We start from the raw sequence: 17847 nt of genomic DNA, 5'->3' as shown, positions 1-17847 counted from the left end.
ACCTCAGTATATTCTTTCATATTTTTAACCATTACTCAGTACTAGCGAATCTCGAATAACTGCTGCTGTTGCTGTGTGTCGTACTGCCATGAATATGATAATGGCTGAGTGCTAGAGTCATAAAACCAAATTTCAGCTACTAACTCAATGTCTTGACGACTCATCACCACCGTTGTGTCTATCATGCCTTGAGTTAAAGGAGATCTAACAACGCAGTTATTGTAATCTGCGCGATCTGATTGGTCTTTTTTGTAGCACACATTTAGATAAGCCCGTTGATCACCCGCATTAAGGTTTACGTCTATATCCAGCTCAAACTTAGTCGATAAATTGAAATCATTCGCGATGGTTAACCCTTGCATTCCTGTTAAATCAGAGTCTGTAGTAGTTGTTGTGGTATCCGTTGTTGATGCCGCGCTAGTCGTTGTCGTTGCTGCTGCCGATTGCACTGATGATGTTGCTTTGTCATCACCACCGCCTCCACCACACCCAACTAAGCATACTGAAAAACATAAGGTAATCGTTAATTTGTTCATTATTGCTCCCCTTTTACAACATTGCCTACATTGTAATTTTTAAACCATTGTGAATTTTGTTGCCCTGAAGATTCTGCAAAACCAGCGAAACGATCATAGGCAGTTGTAATATCAACCCCTTCAAGAGGATGTAACCATTGTGTTCCAACTTCAATTGCCCACGGCAGACCATTTTCAGTTTGAAAATATAGGTTGCTGCTAGGCTCACTTACATCGTCGCTTTGTGCGTATTTAAATAAAGCAGTGTCAAAGGCCGCTGTTGGCTGCTGGTTTTTCATATGAACCTCCCAACTACGCGCCTCTTTGCCAACTAAAAAATCACCATGGTAAAACCCCTCGCTTGCAAAAATAAACGGGTCTAACAATGTGCCTGGAGAAACGGATTTAGCTTTAGGCGCCTTTAGAGGAATCGTCATTGAAAACGACACTTTAGTATTCACATCACAATCTTTTTGTGTTCTAAAGTAGCTACACCCTGTTTGAGTGGTTACATGTTCCCAGGTGTCCTGCATAAAGATTAAAATAGCATTCTCACGTCCTGTTTCTAGCACTTGCTTGTTCTGCAATTGGCCATCAATAAGATATGTAATGTTTTCCTCATCCACTTCGCTGCGTAAAACAGTCAATGTGTTGCTGCCAACCGTTTCCTTTAAGCTAACTGCAAACCCATTATGGTAAGTTGCGCCTATTCCTATTAGTTGACCTTCAATTCTGTAACCAACAACATTACTACCTTCAATTAATTGCGTGGTGCGATAATTTAAAACAACATCATTGAAGTCATAGTCTCCTGCAAATGGCCATTTATCCTCATAGGCAAGGGTAACCCAATCACTTTCACCAGGGTAAACAGCGCTGGCAAATGTGGTAATTTCATAATCTTCGACTTCACCACCTAATACTCCACCAGTAGCAGTGATTAACGATGCCTCTGTACCATCTGTAACCCTAAAACGTGCCCAAGTTTGGCCTGACTTTGTGTTGTTAGGTACATCAACTAAAATGCTGTTGTCGCCTTTATTAAGAACAGTCTTAGTGACCATTCGCTCAGTTTCACTAAAAACACCATTTTGATCCCAATCAAACCAGGCGTATAAATAGCTGCCCGCTGAAGCATTCACGATAATTTGACTTGATTGCCCTGCAGAAAACGCAGTAACAAAGCTAACTCCATCATCTGATGCGTCGACTGGGTTAGAAGCAAGCTCACTGTCAGTGTTGATGTTTTCACCATCAACCGTTGCGCCTAAATAAATTAGATTAGTATTATCGCTATTTGGGTCGAATAAATGTCTTGCACCACTTTGCGCTAGACTTGTGCGGTATGGCAGAGGTGCATCACCAAAATCAATTGAACTGTCAGTAACCTTAACTTCAGCGATAGCACAACGAGCACCATCATTTTGACTTGATTTAGGCCCAGACGTAAATACATTGGCCACCGGCGTGTAATCCACAACAGGGCTGGTATTTAAATCCACTTTATGAATTTTACCGCTTCTATTATTACTAAAATAAAATTGGCCATTAATATCAAAGTAGGCTGCCCCGAAAGCCCCTGTATCTGTGCCAATGTCTAGCTGCGTTATAAACTTACTGGTGTTCGCATCGACATCTATTTCATGTAAATCGCCATTTGATTCAACCGCATAAAGCAAGTTACTCTGGGGGTGAAATGCAAAGTCATAAATCCCTAGTTTCCAATTAACAGTACCAGGCATTAGGTTAGCAGTGATAGGTGCGTTTAAGTCACCATCCAAATCAATTTCATACAGCCCAAAGTTAGGCGAATAAACATAATATGCAGCACTTTGTGCCGCTTCTTCACCAGTGACACGAACATCACCAACATAAAAATTAGTGTCTGGAAGGCCTGAGATATCAAGGCGGGTCATCTCGTAACCACTGCCGATCTGCACCACACTTTTAGGTGCTTGGCGGCTGAAGCCATATAAATACTGATCTTTATAATTAAAACCAATTGCATTGACGCTTTCGTTGTTTGCTTCTGTAGAAAAGGTTAATTGAGAAGCTAAAACGGTGGGCTTTGCAGAGACCAAGTCTATTCCGTAGAGCTGAGCATTTGCGTCTTGCATTAAGAATGCTTGGCTTGGACACGTATCAAATGACTGACTATACGCGGTGCATGGGAGTAGCAATATACATGCTTTTGCTAAATAGGTTAATTTCATTAGATACCCCTCATAAGTTAAGTGGGTATACCAATGCAGGCTTCATTCCAAAATTTAACCTATTGAAAATTAAGACTAAACATATTTAACAATGCATCTTGCAACTTGGTTTTTTGCATTATGCGAGTCTTTTTTGAAAATAGGCGAGCAACAGGATTCACCACGCTCAATTTGGTTGATAGTTGAGTCAGGTGAGATAAATACAGTACAATAATGTAATTAAGGCTTAGCTCCATTAACGCTAAGCCTGTTTATTTTAGGTAACAAGCATGGCACAAAATCGCGGAAATCTATTTATTCTATCAGCCCCTTCGGGAGCAGGTAAATCAAGCTTAATAAATGCGTTATTAGCAAAACATGCAGATATGAAAGTATCTGTATCTCACACAACTCGCTCACCTCGACCTGGTGAAGATAATGGTGTGCATTACCATTTTGTATCCGTTGATGAATTTAAGTCGCTCATTGATAAAAATGACTTCTTTGAATGGGCTCAAGTATTTGATAATTATTACGGCACATCTAAACAAGCTATCGAAGAGCAACTCGCTGCGGGGATTGATGTATTTTTAGATATTGATTGGCAAGGCGCACAACAAATGCGCAAGCTAGTTGATGATATTGAAACGATCTTTATTCTACCCCCGTCAAAAGAAGAACTAGAAACTCGTTTAAACAATCGTGGTCAAGACTCAGCAGAGGTTATTGCTGGGCGCATGGCACAAGCACAGTCAGAAAGCTCTCATTACGACGAGTATGATTACGTTGTAATTAATGACGATTTCGACACGGCATTAACACAGATAGAAACAATAGTGCTTGCTAAGCGTTTATCTTTAAAGTGCCAGTCTGTTCGCCATCAAAGCCTTATTACTGACTTAATAAAATAGCTGTTTATATATTTATAGATAAAAATTAACCACTAGCTATTGGCGAATCTTACTGGGTGCAGTAAACTACGTCTTTGCTTAAAAATTTATTTGGAGTGCTGAAGATGGCTCGCGTAACTGTTGAAGATGCAGTAGATGCAATTGGTAATCGTTTTGACTTAATTTTAGTTGCGGCTCGTCGTGCCCGCCAAATTGCTGTGGGCGGTAAAAACCCACTAGTTGACCCTGAAAACGATAAACCAACAGTGGTTGCTTTACGTGAAATTGAACTTGGTTTAGTTGATAGCTCATCAATGGATGTCATTGATCGTGAAGAGCAACAACACCAAGAAGCGGCTGAAATGGCTGCCGTTGCTGCTATTGTAGGTGGCAACCAATAATCCGACTTCCCGGTCTGATTTCGTCAACGGCTTAGTATTTCTACTCTAGCCGTTGGCAATCCCTTCTTTTCATCGTATATTCTTAACATACCGTTACCTATTTGCTTCACGAGAACATTGGAGTGTGAATGTATCTTTTTGAAGGTCTAAAAAAGAAAATATCAGAATATTTGCCATCGGCAGATGTAGAACTGGTGCAAAAAGCCTATGTTGTCGCTCGCGAAGCGCACGAGGGGCAAACTCGCTCAAGCGGCGAACCCTATATTACTCACCCAGTTGAAGTAACTCACATCCTTGCTGGCATGCATTTAGACCATGAAACGCTCATGGCTGCATTAATGCATGACGTCATTGAAGACACCGACTTTAGTCAACAAGACTTAGCCGATATATTTGGTGATACCGTCGCGGAGTTAGTTGAAGGGGTTAGTAAACTCGATAAACTCAGCTTCAAGGATAAAAAAGAATTTCAAGCTGAAAACTATCGTAAAATGATTATGGCAATGACGCAGGATATTCGCGTTATTTTAATCAAACTTGCCGACCGTACACATAACATGCGCACCTTAGGGGCTCTTCGCCCTGATAAACGTCGTCGCATAGCACGTGAAACGCTTGAGATTTACGCGCCAATCGCTAACCGTTTAGGTATTCATGACATTAAAAACGAGTTAGAAGATCTTGGCTTTCAAGCACTCTACCCTATGCGTCATCGCGCACTTAAATCCGAAGTGGCAAAAGCACGTGGTAATCGCAAAGAAGTTATTTCCAATATTCAAACTGAAATTACAGCACGTCTTGAAGAAGCCGGCATAAAAGCAGGTGTTTCAGGTCGTGAGAAGCATTTATATAGTATTTATAAAAAAATGCTAAACAAAGAACTGCTTTTCAATGAAGTTATGGATATATACGCCTTTAGAATCGCTGTTGACTCCATGGACACTTGTTATCGAGTACTCGGTGTTGCCCACAATCTTTACAAACCCATTGAAACACGTTTTAAAGATTACATAGCGGTGCCTAAAACGAATGGTTATCAATCGCTGCATACTTCCTTAGTTGGACCTCACGGTATCCCTGTCGAAATACAAATTCGAACTCACGACATGGATCACATGGCTGATAAAGGGGTTGCTGCGCACTGGATGTATAAAAAATCAGGTGATGGTGCCGGCCATACAGCACAACAACGAGCACGCCAGTGGATGCAAAGCCTACTGGAACTTCAGCAAAGTGCTGGATCTTCATTTGAGTTTGTTGAAAACGTTAAAACAGAACTTTTCCCTGAAGAGATATATGTATTTACACCCGATGGCCGCATAGTTGAATTACCAATGGGCGCAACAGCTGTTGATTTTGCATATGCGGTTCATACTGACGTAGGCAACACCTGTGTTGGAGCTCGGGTTAATCGTAAGCCTCATCCGTTAAGTAAAGCATTAGATACTGGCCAAACTGTAGAGGTTATCACCAGCTCTGGCGCGCACCCAAATGCAACATGGCTTAACTTTATTGTGACTGGTAAAGCCCGATTAGGTATTCGTAACTATTTAAAAAATCAACACCAGGAAGAAGCGTTACAACTGGGTCGTCGTTTACTCGACTCAGCATTGGGCGAATCAAATTTAAACGATTTACCTGATGAAAATATAACTCGTGTACTGAACGAACATAACTTAAATACCGTACTAGAACTGTTAGTCGAAATTGGCGCTGGTAATTTAATGAGTATGCTTATTGCCCGACGCTTATTACAAAATGATGATGAAGATTTAAGTGACATAGCCAAAAATGCCAAAGCAACCATAATTGGCACTGAAGGAATGTTGGTAAACTATTCTAAATGTTGTCGCCCAGTACCCGGAGATGCCATTACCGCACATATCAGTCAAGGTAAAGGCGTCACTGTACATCGCCAAGAATGTAAAAACATTCGTGGCTGGGAGTCTGAGCGATCTAAATACCTCGTAGTGAAATGGGATGACAACCCTGAAAAAGAATATATAGCTGCACTGCGTGTTGAAATAATTAACCATCAAGGTGCACTGGCTAAATTGACCAATGTCGTTGCGACTACACAAGCAAACATTGTAGAAATAGCCACCGACGAAAAAGAAAGTAACCTCTATGTGATAGACCTTGGCATAACAGTGAAAAACCGTGTTCACGTTGCCAATATTATGCGCCGAATCAGGGTTATGCCTGATGTGCAAAAAGTCTATCGAAAAAAATAAATAGGACAATCATGAATAAAGCATTTATTTCTACCGATGATGCACCTGCTGCAATCGGTACTTATAGCCAAGCAGTAAAAGTGGGCACCGCAGTGTACTTATCTGGTCAAATCCCACTTGTTCCTGCAAGCATGCAAGTAATATCAGAAGACTTCGCAGAGCAAACACACCAAGTATTTAAAAATATCAGCGCAGTCTGTGCTGAAGCAGGTGGTACAATTCAAGACTTAGTAAAAGTGAACATTTATCTTACTGACTTATCAAACTTTGCCACAGTTAATGAGGTAATGAGCCAGTACTTTAAAGCGCCCTACCCTGCACGCGCAGCAATCGGTGTTCGCGCATTACCAAAGAACGTACAAATTGAAATTGATGGCATCATGGAACTGCCATCAACAAACTAACCTTATAAGCCAAGCACTTGTTTAAGTATGTTATGACTAAACAAGTGTTTGCCAACGATTTCAACCTACTTGCTCTGCTCTCCTAATACCTTGACAGTTCCTAAATTCTCTAGCACTCTATGGTTATAAATTTTGATAACCTTTAACTTTAGTAGTGTAAAAGGATAATGTGTGTTTAAGCTTGCCCATAACGGAAATGTATTACTGGATGTTGTAGAGCATTCACCTCCTAGTGCGGCCTTCGTAACCGAGGCTCTTGAGCGCTCGCAGTTTTGCGAGTACCGAGTAGAGCACGACTCTATAAAAGCCTATTTCGATGCACCAAATAACGAACGCACCCTGGTTGTTGCTAGTAAACATGACGCTAAGCTCGTCGTAACCATTGATAGTGAAAAGATGCTTGCTACAGGTGAGTTAACCTTAGCCGAAGGTGGGGATATACTCGACCTCGACACGGCTAAACAACTATTAGTAAAGTCAGGCGTTTCCCGTGGTTATAAACAAGCATTTTTAGAACACTTATTACAACAACAGTTTGAAATGGCAGCAGGGCAAACTGCCAAAGGCGTCCTTGCTAAAGGTCGGCTTCCAGTTGATGGACAATCATCGCGAATGATTCCTCACGTAGAAACTCTCAAAGAACGCTTAAAATCGCCAAAACTACGTGAAGACGGAACAGTAGACATGCGTGATTTCGGTAAGCTTGCCAGTGTTGAACCTGGTACATTGCTATTACAACAATTACCGGCAACGCCAGGTAAAGAGGGTTTTACAGTTACAGGTGATTCACTCCAAGCCAAACCAGGTGAAAGCTTCTCATTGGTCGCTGGTGATGGCACAGAAATATCAAAAACCAATCCGTTGGAGCTAGTCTCTACTATTTCGGGTGTGCCTATAGAGATAGCTAATGGCATGCGTGTTGATGATATTTACACAGTGAAAGACGTCAATGTAAAAAGCGGCCATATTAATTTTGATGGCAGCGTTATCGTTACACAAAATATAGAGCCTGGAATGAAGGTTACTGCCAAAGGCGACATTACAGTGATGGGTACTGTTGAGTCAGGAGAGCTAACTGCACAAGGCAGTATTACCATCAAGCAAGGTGTTATTGGCCACCAACTTGACGATAAGTCACTCTCTTGCAAAATAATCAGTCAAGGTAGTATTTACCTATCACATGCACAATATAGTTACCTAAGTGGTGAAAATATTTTTATCGAACGTCAATCAAGTCATTGCGTGATGAAAGCAACTCACTTATTACAAGTTGGTCAAAAAGATAACCCGCAAGGAAAAATTTTTGGTGGTGAAATACTTGATGCGGGAATGATAATCGCGGGCGAAATAGGTAATGAATCTGGCGCTAAAATGCAGATAAACTTAGCTGCTTCAGGAAGAGAAGTAACAGAAGAGACAGATGATTGCTTTAAGGAGCTAGCCAAAACAGATAGCCAACTTGATACCTTACAATCAGCAATTGAGAAAGCAGATTTAGTAAAAGATCTAGAAAAGAAAAAACAACTTCTCGCTAAAATTGGTGCAACGCAGCAGCACTATTGCCAAGAAGCTGAACAACTTGAAAAGCGATTATCGAAATTAGAAAAGCACTTACATGACATACTTAATAATGCAAACTTAGCAGTTAATAAAGTGCTTCATCCCGGTGTGGAAATTCATATTTTTGATAAAGTGTTAAAAACTAACCGTAATTACCCTCCATGCAATGTAAAATTGCAAGAAGGTAAAATTGAAGTCGAATTCAAAACCAGCTAATGGGACTCAGTGGCGATGTTGCTGTATCTCATAAATTAACCTGAATTCTGGAGGTAGATAAATACATTTGTACATATCTTAACCAGAGTTCAGATTGAATTATTTATGCGCTATAGAATGTCAGCGACTTCTTGTTTTAGTTGCTCATTCCAAACACCCACTTGAACTTGGCCTATATGTGGTTTTTGCAAAAGCAACATTGCTAAACGTGACTGGCCGATTCCACCCCCAATTGTTTGCGGAAATTCATTTGCCAAAAGCTGCTTATGCCAATCAAATTCTAATCTAGCTTGATCTGCGGTAATTTCAAGTTGTTTTACAAGAGCCTCGGCATCAACGCGAATACCCATTGATGAAATCTCAAACGCATCTTCAAGCACAGGGTTCCATACGATAATATCACCATTTAAGCCGCTGTATTGCTCACATGTCGCGCTAGACCAATCATCGTAATCTGGTGCTCGCACATCATGTATTTTTGCATCACCAAGCTGACCACCAATACCAATTAAAAAGACCGCCCCATACTCTTTAGCTATGGCTTTTTCTCGCTGCTTTGCTGTGAAATCAGGGTACATTTGGCGTAGTTGCTCAGAGTGAATAAAGGTAATGTCTGCTGGTAAAAACCCACTAATGCTAAATTCATCAGCAACAAACTTCTCCGTGGCTTTTAAGCCTTGATACAGTGATTTAACTGTCTGTTTTAACTTATCTAGGGAGCGCTCTGAACTTGCACAAATCACTTTCTCCCAATCCCATTGATCAACATATACAGAATGAATTGGACTCAAAGATTCCTCATCAGGGCGCAGTGCCTTCATGTGGGTATACAACCCCTCTCCAACAGCGAAACCATATTGAGCCAACGTTTTTCGTTTCCATTTTGCTAGTGAGTGCACTACTTCAAACTGACTGCCAGGAATCGCTTTAACACTCACACTAACCGCATTTTCAGTACCGCTTAAGTTATCTTGGATCCCATCGCCTACTTTTGCCAAAATTGGTGCCTGAACTTCAACTAATCCAAGCTGTTTTTCCAGTTGCTGTGAAAAAAATTGTTTAACTTTACTTATTTGCTGCTGTTGCTGCACATAGTGTGAACTCATAATAATTGGCCTCATTCCCAGTTATTTTTATGTAATTATTTTGCCCTTTGGCAAAACTCAATAAACCAATCGTCAATCATTTAGCAATTAAATTCAATAACCCATAATGAAAATAGCTTTAATATATAAATACCAATAAAATAATGATATAAAAACCGAATATTCAATAATTATTAGTGGTTATTTATATGGAAAATTATCAAATCGATAATCTCGATAAAAAGATACTTCACGCGTTAATGGATAATGCACGCACAGCTTATGCCGAATTAGCCAAACGCTTTGCAGTCAGTGCTGGCACTATTCACGTGCGTGTAGAGAAAATGAAGCAAGCAGGTATTATCACCGGCACACAAGTAACCATTGATGCCAAACAACTGGGTTATGACGTTTGCTGCTTTATTGGTATTAACCTAAATAATGCCCGTGATTACCCGCAAACCTTGTTGCTGTTAAAAGAGCTTGAAGAGGTAGTCGAGGCCTATTACACCACAGGTAACTACAGTATTTTTATTAAAGTAATGACCCGCTCAATTGAACACTTACAAGATGTACTGATTAATAAGATTCAAGCAATTGAAGCAATTCAATCAACGGAAACCCTTATATCACTACAAAACCCGATTAGCCGCAGCGTAATGCCTTGAAGACCTAATTGGCGTATAATCACGCTACTTTAAAGATTATAGAAAAGGTAAATGATGGAAAACACACGCTTTCACCGAGTTAAAAATGTACTGGACCGTCGCCAAACAGATTTAACCGTGTGTTTAGAGGATGTGCACAAGCATCATAATTTATCAGCGATTGTACGTAGCGCTGACGCCGTTGGCTGCCATCATGTTCATGCCGTATGGCCTGAAAATCAAAAATGGCTTACCAACAACACTTCTGGCGGCAGTAAAAACTGGATTGAAACGCATCTACATAAAGATATTGATAGTGCGGTAGCAACAATGCATCAGCATAATCCTGATGTCCAAATCCTTGCCACAAACCTCTCTCCAAATGCCGTAGATTACCGCGATATTGATTATACCAAACCAACAGCTATTATCGTGGGGCAGGAAAAAACAGGGATCTCACCTAAAGCGCTGGCTCATGCAGATAAAAATATCATTATTCCAATGCAGGGAATGGCGCAATCACTGAATGTATCGGTTGCAGCAGCGTTAATTTTATTCGAAGCTCAGCATCAGCGTTTAAAAGCCGGGCTATATGATCGAAATATGCTAGATGAACGCATAAAACACACCATGCTATTTGAAGGTTGCCACCCCATCATTGCGCAAAAATGTAAAGAAAAAGCACTGCCATACCCTGCACTTGATGAAAACGGAGAAATTGTGGCTGATGAGATTTTTTGGCACACATTAAAACACACTTGATGCCTTGCTTATTCGCACGTAAACTCAAAAAAAATCTAAAAATTAAAGTGTTGAGCCTATTTTGTCAAAGCCCGATTTAAGTCGATTTCCGATAACCGAACTAAAAGGTGTTGGGCCAAAAATGGCTGAACGCCTAAAAAAGTTAGGCATTTCCACTGTGCAAGATATGCTCTTTCACTTGCCTCTTCGCTATGAAGACCGCACGCGAATATATGCGATAAATGAATTGCAAGCCCACAGCCATGTGAGTATCGAGGCCACAATAGAAACTAGCCAAATCACATTTGGCAAACGTCGTATGCTCGTGTGCCAGGTCAACGATGGGACAGGCAGGCTTACACTTAGGTTTTTTAACTTTAGCGCGGCACAAAAAAATGCCATGGATGCAGGAAAAGTCATTCGATGTTTTGGTGAAGTGCGTCGCGGTCGTGTTGGCTTTGAAATGACTCATCCAGAGTACAGTATTAGTGACACCCCCTCTGAACAACCGACAGCAACAACATTAACACCCGTTTATTCAACCACCGAAGGCTTAAAACAGCTTTCTATTCGTGCCTTAAGCGATCAAGCCATTGCGCTATTAGATAAATATCAGGTTGAAGAGTTATTGCCCACACAATTTCAACATGGTGGTATGGGGCTAACCCAAGCCTTGCATATACTTCACCGACCTAGCAATGATGTCGATGTCGCCGCGTTAGAGCTTGGCTCACACCCTGCGCAACAAAGACTTATTTTTGAAGAATTGGTTGCACAAAACTTAAGTTTATTAAAATTACGCCAGCAAGGTCAGCAAGTTAAAGCAGTCGAATTAACCCCCTCGAACGCGCTGGAGCAAGAGTTCTTATCAAAGCTACCGTTTACACCCACTAATGCTCAAAGCCGAGTGGTAGACGAAATTAAGCATGATTTACAGCACCCTTATCCAATGATGCGTTTAGTACAGGGTGATGTTGGCTCAGGAAAAACCTTAGTTGCCGCACTAAGTGCTTTAACAGCAATAGCACAGGGCTACCAAGTCGCGCTAATGGCACCAACAGAAATACTGTCTGAGCAACATGGCATCACATTTTCACAGTGGTTTTGTGCACTGGGAATAAAAACCGCATGGCTCGGTGGAAAAACCAAAGGTAAAGAACGTACCACTACACTTGAGCAAATAGCCTCGGGTGAAGCTCAGATGATTGTAGGTACTCACGCTTTGTTTCAAGAACAAGTCGTTTTTAATAACCTAGTACTTATTATCATTGATGAGCAGCACCGTTTTGGTGTTCACCAACGATTATCGCTAAGGGAAAAAGGTCGCTTTGGTGATTGCTACCCACACCAGTTGGTCATGACAGCCACCCCAATACCTAGAACTTTAGCCATGACGGCCTACGCTGATTTAGAAACGTCAATTATTGATGAACTTCCCCCCGGCAGAACCCCTATTACGACTGTTGCTTTGCCTGATTTAAGACGTGAAGAAGTTATTGAAAGGGTAAAAACTGCCTGCACAGAACAGGGACGACAAGTCTACTGGGTATGCACCTTAATAGATGAATCTGAGGTACTTCAATGTCAAGCGGCTGAAGACTCAGCCTTACAGCTTACCCAAGCACTGCCTGAGCTCACTGTGGGCCTTGTTCATGGCAGAATGAAGCCAGCTGAAAAACAAGCCATCATGAGCGACTTTAAAGCTGGTAATATCCATGTGTTAGTTGCAACAACTGTGATAGAGGTTGGTGTAGATGTACCCAATGCCAGCCTAATAATCATTGAAAACCCAGAGCGCTTGGGGCTTGCACAGCTACATCAATTACGTGGCCGTGTTGGCCGTGGAGCCATCGCTTCCCACTGTGTACTGCTATACCATGCTCCACTTTCGGCAACCGCGCAAAAACGGTTAGCCGTGCTACGTGATAGTAACGACGGTTTTGTTATTGCTGAACGCGATCTAGAGATAAGGGGCCCTGGTGAAGTGCTCGGTACCAAGCAAACAGGGTTAGCTGAGTTTAAAATTGCAGATTTAAGCCGTGATAAGCATATCTTAAACCAAGTAAGACCGATCGCCTCAGAATTGCTTAGAGCACACCCTAACCTAGTGGATAAATTAATTTACCGCTGGTTGGCAGGAAAATCAGATTACGCACTAGCTTAATGGCACTTTCAAATACAAAAAAACCCAGCATCTCTGCTGGGTTTATTATCAACTATTTAAGATTACGATAGTTTAGAATTTGTATTCAATACCAACACCCATGTAATCTTGGTCTACTAAACTATCCATATCGAAGTTAGAGTAGAAACCGAATACTTTGGTATTTTTAGTTAGTTTATGGTCAACACCTGCTGAAATAGCTGTTTTAGTATCACCTTGATCAAAGTCGATAACTTGATACTGTACTTTGAAAGTATTACTGTTTAGCTTGTATGCTGCATTTACCAAGTAGCCATCAGCTTCACTGCTGCCATCAACCTTTTCTTGTGTTTGGTACATCGCACCTAATTTAAAGTCGCCTAACTTACCTTGAACTGTAGCACGAACAACATCGTAGCCTTTCACTTCGCTGTCTGCGGCAACTGATGCATAAACATCGCTTTTCTTAAGGCCTACATCGCCGTAGGTTAAGGCTACTGAGTAACCATTATCACCATCAGTTGAATCTTCTGCGATATAAGAGGCAAGCACTTTAAACCCATTGAGGTCATTTGACGCGTAAGAGATGCTATCGCCAACACGGTTTTCGCCTTTAAATAAATTTTTAAGGTCAGCTTCTAAGTCGTTAAATAAATCGATTTTGCCCTGAGACTGCTTCGTGGCAGTGTCATTTCGGCCAATAACCACTTGACCAAAACCACCTTTGATACCCACATACTGGTTGCGAGAAGTAATGTTATCTTTATCACCTTTTGAATCGGCATCAGATACATCTACACCAAACTCAAATTTATAAACAGCTTCAAGGCCGTCTGTTAAGCTTTCAGATCCTTTAAGGCCAAAACGAGAGCTATTACTTTTAATTTCAGTAAATGAACCTTCACCATCATCTGATGATTGTACAGTAACGTTCGCTTTACCATAAACGTCGACATCTGCTGATGCAGAAAAAGATAAAGCACCCAATACTGTTAGCAACAGACTAGAATTTACAAATTTCATATTAACAACCTCATAATCGCAACAAACTAATTTTCAAAACAGCTGCAGTTTGCCCGCATTTAATGACAGAATTATTACAGCGGAAATATTTCTGCCTCATTTGTTTAATAAAAAAGAACAATTAGCGACATGTAACTGTCATAGTTACTCGTTAAGCTACTGACCTAGCTTTGGCCCTAACTCAATTAGCAAATTTACTAGCTTTTCAAGTAATTGTTTTTGTTCATTATCTTTATGGTAAGCAACAAAAATATCCCTTGAAGTATGTTCAACATCAGGCACTTCAAATAATTCACCCGCTTCGATGTAGTTTTTTACCAATACATCAGGTATAAACGCACTTCCGCCACATTGCAAAATTAAATCTAACGCAATTCTTCCTGTGCTTGTTCTAAAGAAAGGTGGTGTACGGCCATTAAACTGGCGAGCATGCCACAGTGAAAATGTAGTTCCCCAGTCAACATAAACATATTTGTTGTCAAAGAAGTTTTCATTAACAGCCGATTCATAAGCACTAACCGGAATAATAGGAAGCTCGCAAATACGCTCCACCACCAGCTCATCTACTTTTGGCGGATCAAACAAAATAGCTAAATCCAGTGTCCGTTCAAGTAATAGCCGCGTACTTTCTTGTTGCGCTTTTACTTCAGCAACAAGTGAAACACCGGGCATAGCTGAAACTATATTGGTAATACCAAACTGTAAAAAAGCATCCCAAATATTAGGAGTTCCAGCTAAGCTTACTTGTTTATGCATATTATCAGCTAATGCAACGTCCACTTTCGCGCGCTGCATACCAGTAATAATCATTTGCGCATGGGGTAATAATCGCTCACCTGGGGCCGTTAGCTGAATATTATTGCGCTGACGAATAAATAAATTTACACCCAACCCTTGCTCAAGCTGACGTATTCGAAAACTGACGGCTGACTGTGTTATATATAAATTTTCGGCAGCTTTGCCAAAATGTCTTGTCCGTACAACTTCTACAAACGTTTTTAATAAATCGATATCCAATTATTTATCCTCACGATAAAAATTTCTCGCTTAAAAAATCACTCAACTTGTTCCATACTCCAGCATGAAATTAGGGCATGAGGAAACAGCCATGAGCAATGATATTTCAGTACTTCGCCAAGCATTTGTAAGTCAACGTCAGTTCTTTGATGACAAAAACTTCCCTCGCGGATTTAGTCGCAGTGGTAATTTCACATTACTTGAAGCAAGCATCCTAGAGCAACATGGAATTATTCTTAATGGGTTATACAACAAATCTCTTGCACCGCAAAATGAAATTCAAGAACAATTTTTAAAGGTCATCAATGGCGAGTCTGCTGTTAGCAATTCCATTGAAAGAGCATGGCTAAAATACTTAAAATTAACAACCTGTAAAACCAAGTTTCATACCTTGTTTGGTCGTTCAAAAATAGCCGCTGTATTGCCACAAAGCTCAACATACCATTTCGATTCTGACGGGGTATAAACCCCGTCTAATTACAAATAATAATGTAATGGCATTTGCTTTTTTGTGTTTTAACAGTTAAAACTTGTACTAGCAGCAATAATTGCTCAAGAAACTAGTATCAAGGTGATACGTGACACGAAAAATTTTAATTATTGAAGACACGCCAACGATTGCAATGGTGCAAAAGCATATTGCAATTAAAGCAGGCTATGATGTTGATATTGCTGGCTCACTTGCACAAGCAAAAGACTACATTGAAAACAACAACTACTTTTGTGCTGTAGTAGATTTTATCTTACCTGATGCCCAAAATGGTGAAGCTGTGCCATGTACCGTTGGTGCAGAAATCCCCACGATTGTTATGACTGGCAGTTTAGATTCTGCCACACGAAATACCGTCGAAAAGTACCCAATCATTGATTACATCACTAAAGAAAATAAGCAAGCGTACCAATACCTTTCAAAGCAACTGTTACGTTTACCTAGAAACGAAAATATAAAAGTATTGGTCGTTGATGATTCATCATCAACAAGGCGCCATATATTGAGTTTGCTTAAACGGCACAAATACCAAGTACTACAAGCAGACAGTGGTGAGCAAGCATTACAAGTGCTTTCTCAAACACCCGATATTGATGTGATTATTACTGATAATGAAATGCCAAATATGAATGGTGATGAACTATGCAGTGAAATTCGTCGGCTTTATAGCAATGATGAAAAAGCTATCATTGGAATTTCTGGTTCAGATGCTGAACACTTGTCGGCGCGTTTTTTAAAAAGCGGGGCGAATGACTATTTACGAAAACCATTTAACAATGAAGAGTTTTATTGTCGGTTAAGCCAAAACGTCGACATGCTGGAAAACATAGCAACCATTCGTCTACAGGCTAACTCAGACTATTTGACTAAGCTCCCTAATCGCCGTTACTTTTTTGAAGAAGCAAATAAGTCGTTAAAACACCTAAAAAAGCAAGAAGAAGTAACCTCACTTGCCATGATAGATATTGACCACTTTAAATCAATTAACGACACCTATGGTCACGATGCTGGCGATGAGGTACTTAAAGGTTTATCAGTTTGTTTTGCGAAACACTTTAGCAAACACCTAGTCGCGCGTTTAGGCGGGGAGGAATTTGCCGTTTACTTTGCCGACACTGCCAAGTCAGAAGCAATCGAACTACTTGAGAAGTTTAGACAATTCATTGAGTTAAACAGCCCTAAATTTAGCGCGGAAAAGATTAAGTTTACGATTTCGGTAGGTTACAACCAAGGGCCTGTTTACAAGATTGATGAACTATTAAAACAGGCCGATATTAACCTCTACAAGGCAAAAGAATCTGGGCGTAACAGAGTTATCGCCTAAACAGGCTTAACAGGCGCAAGCACCGCTGCACGCTTGCGCTTTTGTGATTGACGATATGAATCCCAACTAAAAATAGCTAAAGCACTCCAAATACAGGCAAACGTCACCATGCGTTCATTACTAAACACTTCACCATAAAACATCACAGCAAGAATAAACATTAGACTTGGCCCTATGTACTGAAAAAAGCCCAGCGTCGTGTACTGCAAGCGCTTTGCAGCACCAGTGAAGCACAATAAAGGTAGAGTAGTAATAACGCCTGCACTGATCAACAATAGGTTAGTATACCATTCATTTAACATGAGATTTGAACTTGAAGACGGTGCCATCAACCACCAATAAAGCAATGCAATCGGCACTAATATAACCGCTTCCAACAACAACCCTGGTAAAGACTCAATGGGTAATTTTTTACGTAGTAATCCGTAAATTGCAAACGAGCCAGCAAGTGAAAATGCCACTACAGGAAAGGAGCCAAAGCTTACCAGCTGAATAACTACACCACTGAATGCCAACGCCACAGCAATACCTTGCCATTTTCGTAATTTTTCACCTAAAAACACCATGCCAAGCAATACATTGAGCAACGGGTTAATATAGTAGCCTAAGCTTGCATCAAGCATGTGATCATTATTAACTGCCCATATAAATAACCCCCAGTTAAAACCCAGTAAGGTCGCAGTAAGCACTAACATGAGGAGCAGCTTAGGTTGTACAATCACATGTTTTATTTTACGCCATTGCTGCATCACCGATACAATGATGACAATAAACAATACAGACCATACAACGCGGTGCATTAGTATTTCAAATGCCGAAATATGCTGTAATAACTTAAAGTAAATGGGAGCCAAACCCCACATAAAAAAGGCCATACAGGCTAATATAACGCCCTTACGTTGTTCAGGATTAGTTGGCATAAATTTATTCTAAACATGGAAAAGGCGGCTAGTTTACTCTTCGAG

At 40.6% G+C, this 17847-nt stretch carries 16 protein-coding genes; 10 read left to right on the top strand and 6 right to left on the bottom strand.

Annotated features, from left to right (window positions below; translation table 11 throughout):
• Nucleotides 1-41: 41 nt before the first annotated feature.
• A complete protein-coding gene (locus tag CSC79_RS13225) occupies nt 42-536 on the bottom strand; it encodes a hypothetical protein (RefSeq protein WP_099296227.1) in 495 nt (164 codons plus the stop codon).
• Nucleotides 536-2728, bottom strand: a complete 2193-nt coding sequence (locus CSC79_RS13220; RefSeq protein ID WP_099296226.1) for an LruC domain-containing protein — start codon at nt 2726-2728, stop codon at nt 536-538. Before CSC79_RS13220 ends, CSC79_RS13225 begins: the two co-directional genes overlap by 1 nt.
• A gap of 269 nt (nt 2729-2997) precedes the next feature.
• Here CSC79_RS13220 and gmk point away from each other — a divergent pair, with 269 nt between their 5' ends.
• From gmk to CSC79_RS13195, 5 genes are all read left to right on the top strand, one after another.
• On the top strand, nt 2998-3618 hold the full coding sequence (gmk, locus tag CSC79_RS13215; protein WP_099296225.1) for a guanylate kinase: 621 nt from the start codon (nt 2998-3000) through the stop codon (nt 3616-3618).
• 104 nt (nt 3619-3722) lie between these two features.
• Entirely contained in the window at nt 3723-3998 is a 276-nt protein-coding gene (gene rpoZ, locus CSC79_RS13210) for a DNA-directed RNA polymerase subunit omega (RefSeq protein ID WP_058560306.1), read from the top strand.
• A gap of 128 nt (nt 3999-4126) precedes the next feature.
• On the top strand, nt 4127-6232 hold the full coding sequence (gene spoT, locus CSC79_RS13205) for a bifunctional GTP diphosphokinase/guanosine-3',5'-bis pyrophosphate 3'-pyrophosphohydrolase (protein ID WP_099296224.1): 2106 nt from the start codon (nt 4127-4129) through the stop codon (nt 6230-6232).
• Between the two features lie 11 nt (nt 6233-6243).
• A complete protein-coding gene (locus CSC79_RS13200) occupies nt 6244-6636 on the top strand; it encodes a RidA family protein (protein ID WP_099296223.1) in 393 nt (130 codons plus the stop codon).
• 171 nt (nt 6637-6807) lie between these two features.
• Complete coding sequence (locus CSC79_RS13195; RefSeq protein WP_099296222.1) at nt 6808-8412, top strand: FapA family protein; 1605 nt, start codon at nt 6808-6810, stop codon at nt 8410-8412.
• Between the two features lie 110 nt (nt 8413-8522).
• Here the strand turns inward: CSC79_RS13195 and asnA are convergent, their stop codons facing one another.
• Nucleotides 8523-9518 carry an aspartate--ammonia ligase gene (asnA, locus tag CSC79_RS13190; protein ID WP_099296221.1) on the bottom strand — a complete coding sequence of 332 codons (996 nt, stop codon included), beginning with the start codon at nt 9516-9518 and terminating at the stop codon, nt 8523-8525.
• 188 nt (nt 9519-9706) lie between these two features.
• On the opposite strand from asnA, the gene asnC reads away from it, so the two are divergent.
• From asnC to recG, 3 genes are all read left to right on the top strand, one after another.
• Nucleotides 9707-10165, top strand: a complete 459-nt coding sequence (asnC, locus tag CSC79_RS13185; protein ID WP_099296220.1) for a transcriptional regulator AsnC — start codon at nt 9707-9709, stop codon at nt 10163-10165.
• A 54-nt stretch (nt 10166-10219) separates the two neighbouring features.
• Nucleotides 10220-10906: a tRNA (guanosine(18)-2'-O)-methyltransferase TrmH gene (trmH, locus tag CSC79_RS13180; protein ID WP_099296219.1), complete on the top strand. Its 687-nt coding sequence runs from the start codon at nt 10220-10222 to the stop codon at nt 10904-10906.
• Nucleotides 10907-10967: 61 nt separating this feature from the next.
• Nucleotides 10968-13049: an ATP-dependent DNA helicase RecG gene (recG, locus tag CSC79_RS13175; protein WP_099296218.1), complete on the top strand. Its 2082-nt coding sequence runs from the start codon at nt 10968-10970 to the stop codon at nt 13047-13049.
• A gap of 72 nt (nt 13050-13121) precedes the next feature.
• On the opposite strand, the gene CSC79_RS13170 is transcribed toward recG, so the two are convergent.
• Entirely contained in the window at nt 13122-14051 is a 930-nt protein-coding gene (locus tag CSC79_RS13170; RefSeq protein ID WP_099296217.1) for a porin, read from the bottom strand.
• 156 nt (nt 14052-14207) lie between these two features.
• Nucleotides 14208-15068, bottom strand: a complete 861-nt coding sequence (locus CSC79_RS13165) for a LysR family transcriptional regulator (RefSeq protein ID WP_099296216.1) — start codon at nt 15066-15068, stop codon at nt 14208-14210.
• Between the two features lie 91 nt (nt 15069-15159).
• Between CSC79_RS13165 and CSC79_RS13160 the strand changes: the two genes are divergently transcribed.
• Both CSC79_RS13160 and CSC79_RS13155 read left to right on the top strand, forming a co-directional pair.
• Nucleotides 15160-15534, top strand: a complete 375-nt coding sequence (locus CSC79_RS13160) for a DUF413 domain-containing protein (RefSeq protein WP_099296215.1) — start codon at nt 15160-15162, stop codon at nt 15532-15534.
• 112 nt (nt 15535-15646) lie between these two features.
• Nucleotides 15647-16882 carry a response regulator gene (locus tag CSC79_RS13155; protein WP_099296214.1) on the top strand — a complete coding sequence of 412 codons (1236 nt, stop codon included), beginning with the start codon at nt 15647-15649 and terminating at the stop codon, nt 16880-16882.
• On the opposite strand, the gene rarD is transcribed toward CSC79_RS13155, so the two are convergent.
• Entirely contained in the window at nt 16879-17802 is a 924-nt protein-coding gene (gene rarD / locus CSC79_RS13150) for an EamA family transporter RarD (protein ID WP_099296213.1), read from the bottom strand. The genes CSC79_RS13155 and rarD overlap by 4 nt on opposite strands.
• Nucleotides 17803-17847: the final 45 nt, after the last annotated feature.

Origin of the sequence: Pseudoalteromonas sp. 3D05, from assembly GCF_002723455.1 — a bacterium.
Classification (GTDB): domain Bacteria; phylum Pseudomonadota; class Gammaproteobacteria; order Enterobacterales; family Alteromonadaceae; genus Pseudoalteromonas.
The sequence above is the reverse complement of the archived record's forward strand: the minus strand, read 5'-3'. Positions and strand labels throughout refer to the sequence as shown.

Bases quoted from the DNA above. Each gene is read 5' to 3' on its own strand.
- spoT (WP_099296224.1), top strand. From the start codon at position 4,127: ATGTATCTTTTTGAAGGTCTAAAAAAGAAAATATCAGAATATTTGCCA.
- gmk (WP_099296225.1), top strand. From the start codon at position 2,998: ATGGCACAAAATCGCGGAAATCTATTTATTCTATCAGCCCCTTCGGGA.
- rpoZ (WP_058560306.1), top strand. From the start codon at position 3,723: ATGGCTCGCGTAACTGTTGAAGATGCAGTAGATGCAATTGGTAATCGT.
- CSC79_RS13220 (WP_099296226.1), bottom strand. From the start codon at position 2,728: ATGAAATTAACCTATTTAGCAAAAGCATGTATATTGCTACTCCCATGC.
- CSC79_RS13200 (WP_099296223.1), top strand. From the start codon at position 6,244: ATGAATAAAGCATTTATTTCTACCGATGATGCACCTGCTGCAATCGGT.
- asnA (WP_099296221.1), bottom strand. From the start codon at position 9,518: ATGAGTTCACACTATGTGCAGCAACAGCAGCAAATAAGTAAAGTTAAA.
- CSC79_RS13160 (WP_099296215.1), top strand. From the start codon at position 15,160: ATGAGCAATGATATTTCAGTACTTCGCCAAGCATTTGTAAGTCAACGT.
- asnC (WP_099296220.1), top strand. From the start codon at position 9,707: ATGGAAAATTATCAAATCGATAATCTCGATAAAAAGATACTTCACGCG.
- CSC79_RS13225 (WP_099296227.1), bottom strand. From the start codon at position 536: ATGAACAAATTAACGATTACCTTATGTTTTTCAGTATGCTTAGTTGGG.
- rarD (WP_099296213.1), bottom strand. From the start codon at position 17,802: ATGCCAACTAATCCTGAACAACGTAAGGGCGTTATATTAGCCTGTATG.
- CSC79_RS13170 (WP_099296217.1), bottom strand. From the start codon at position 14,051: ATGAAATTTGTAAATTCTAGTCTGTTGCTAACAGTATTGGGTGCTTTA.
- trmH (WP_099296219.1), top strand. From the start codon at position 10,220: ATGGAAAACACACGCTTTCACCGAGTTAAAAATGTACTGGACCGTCGC.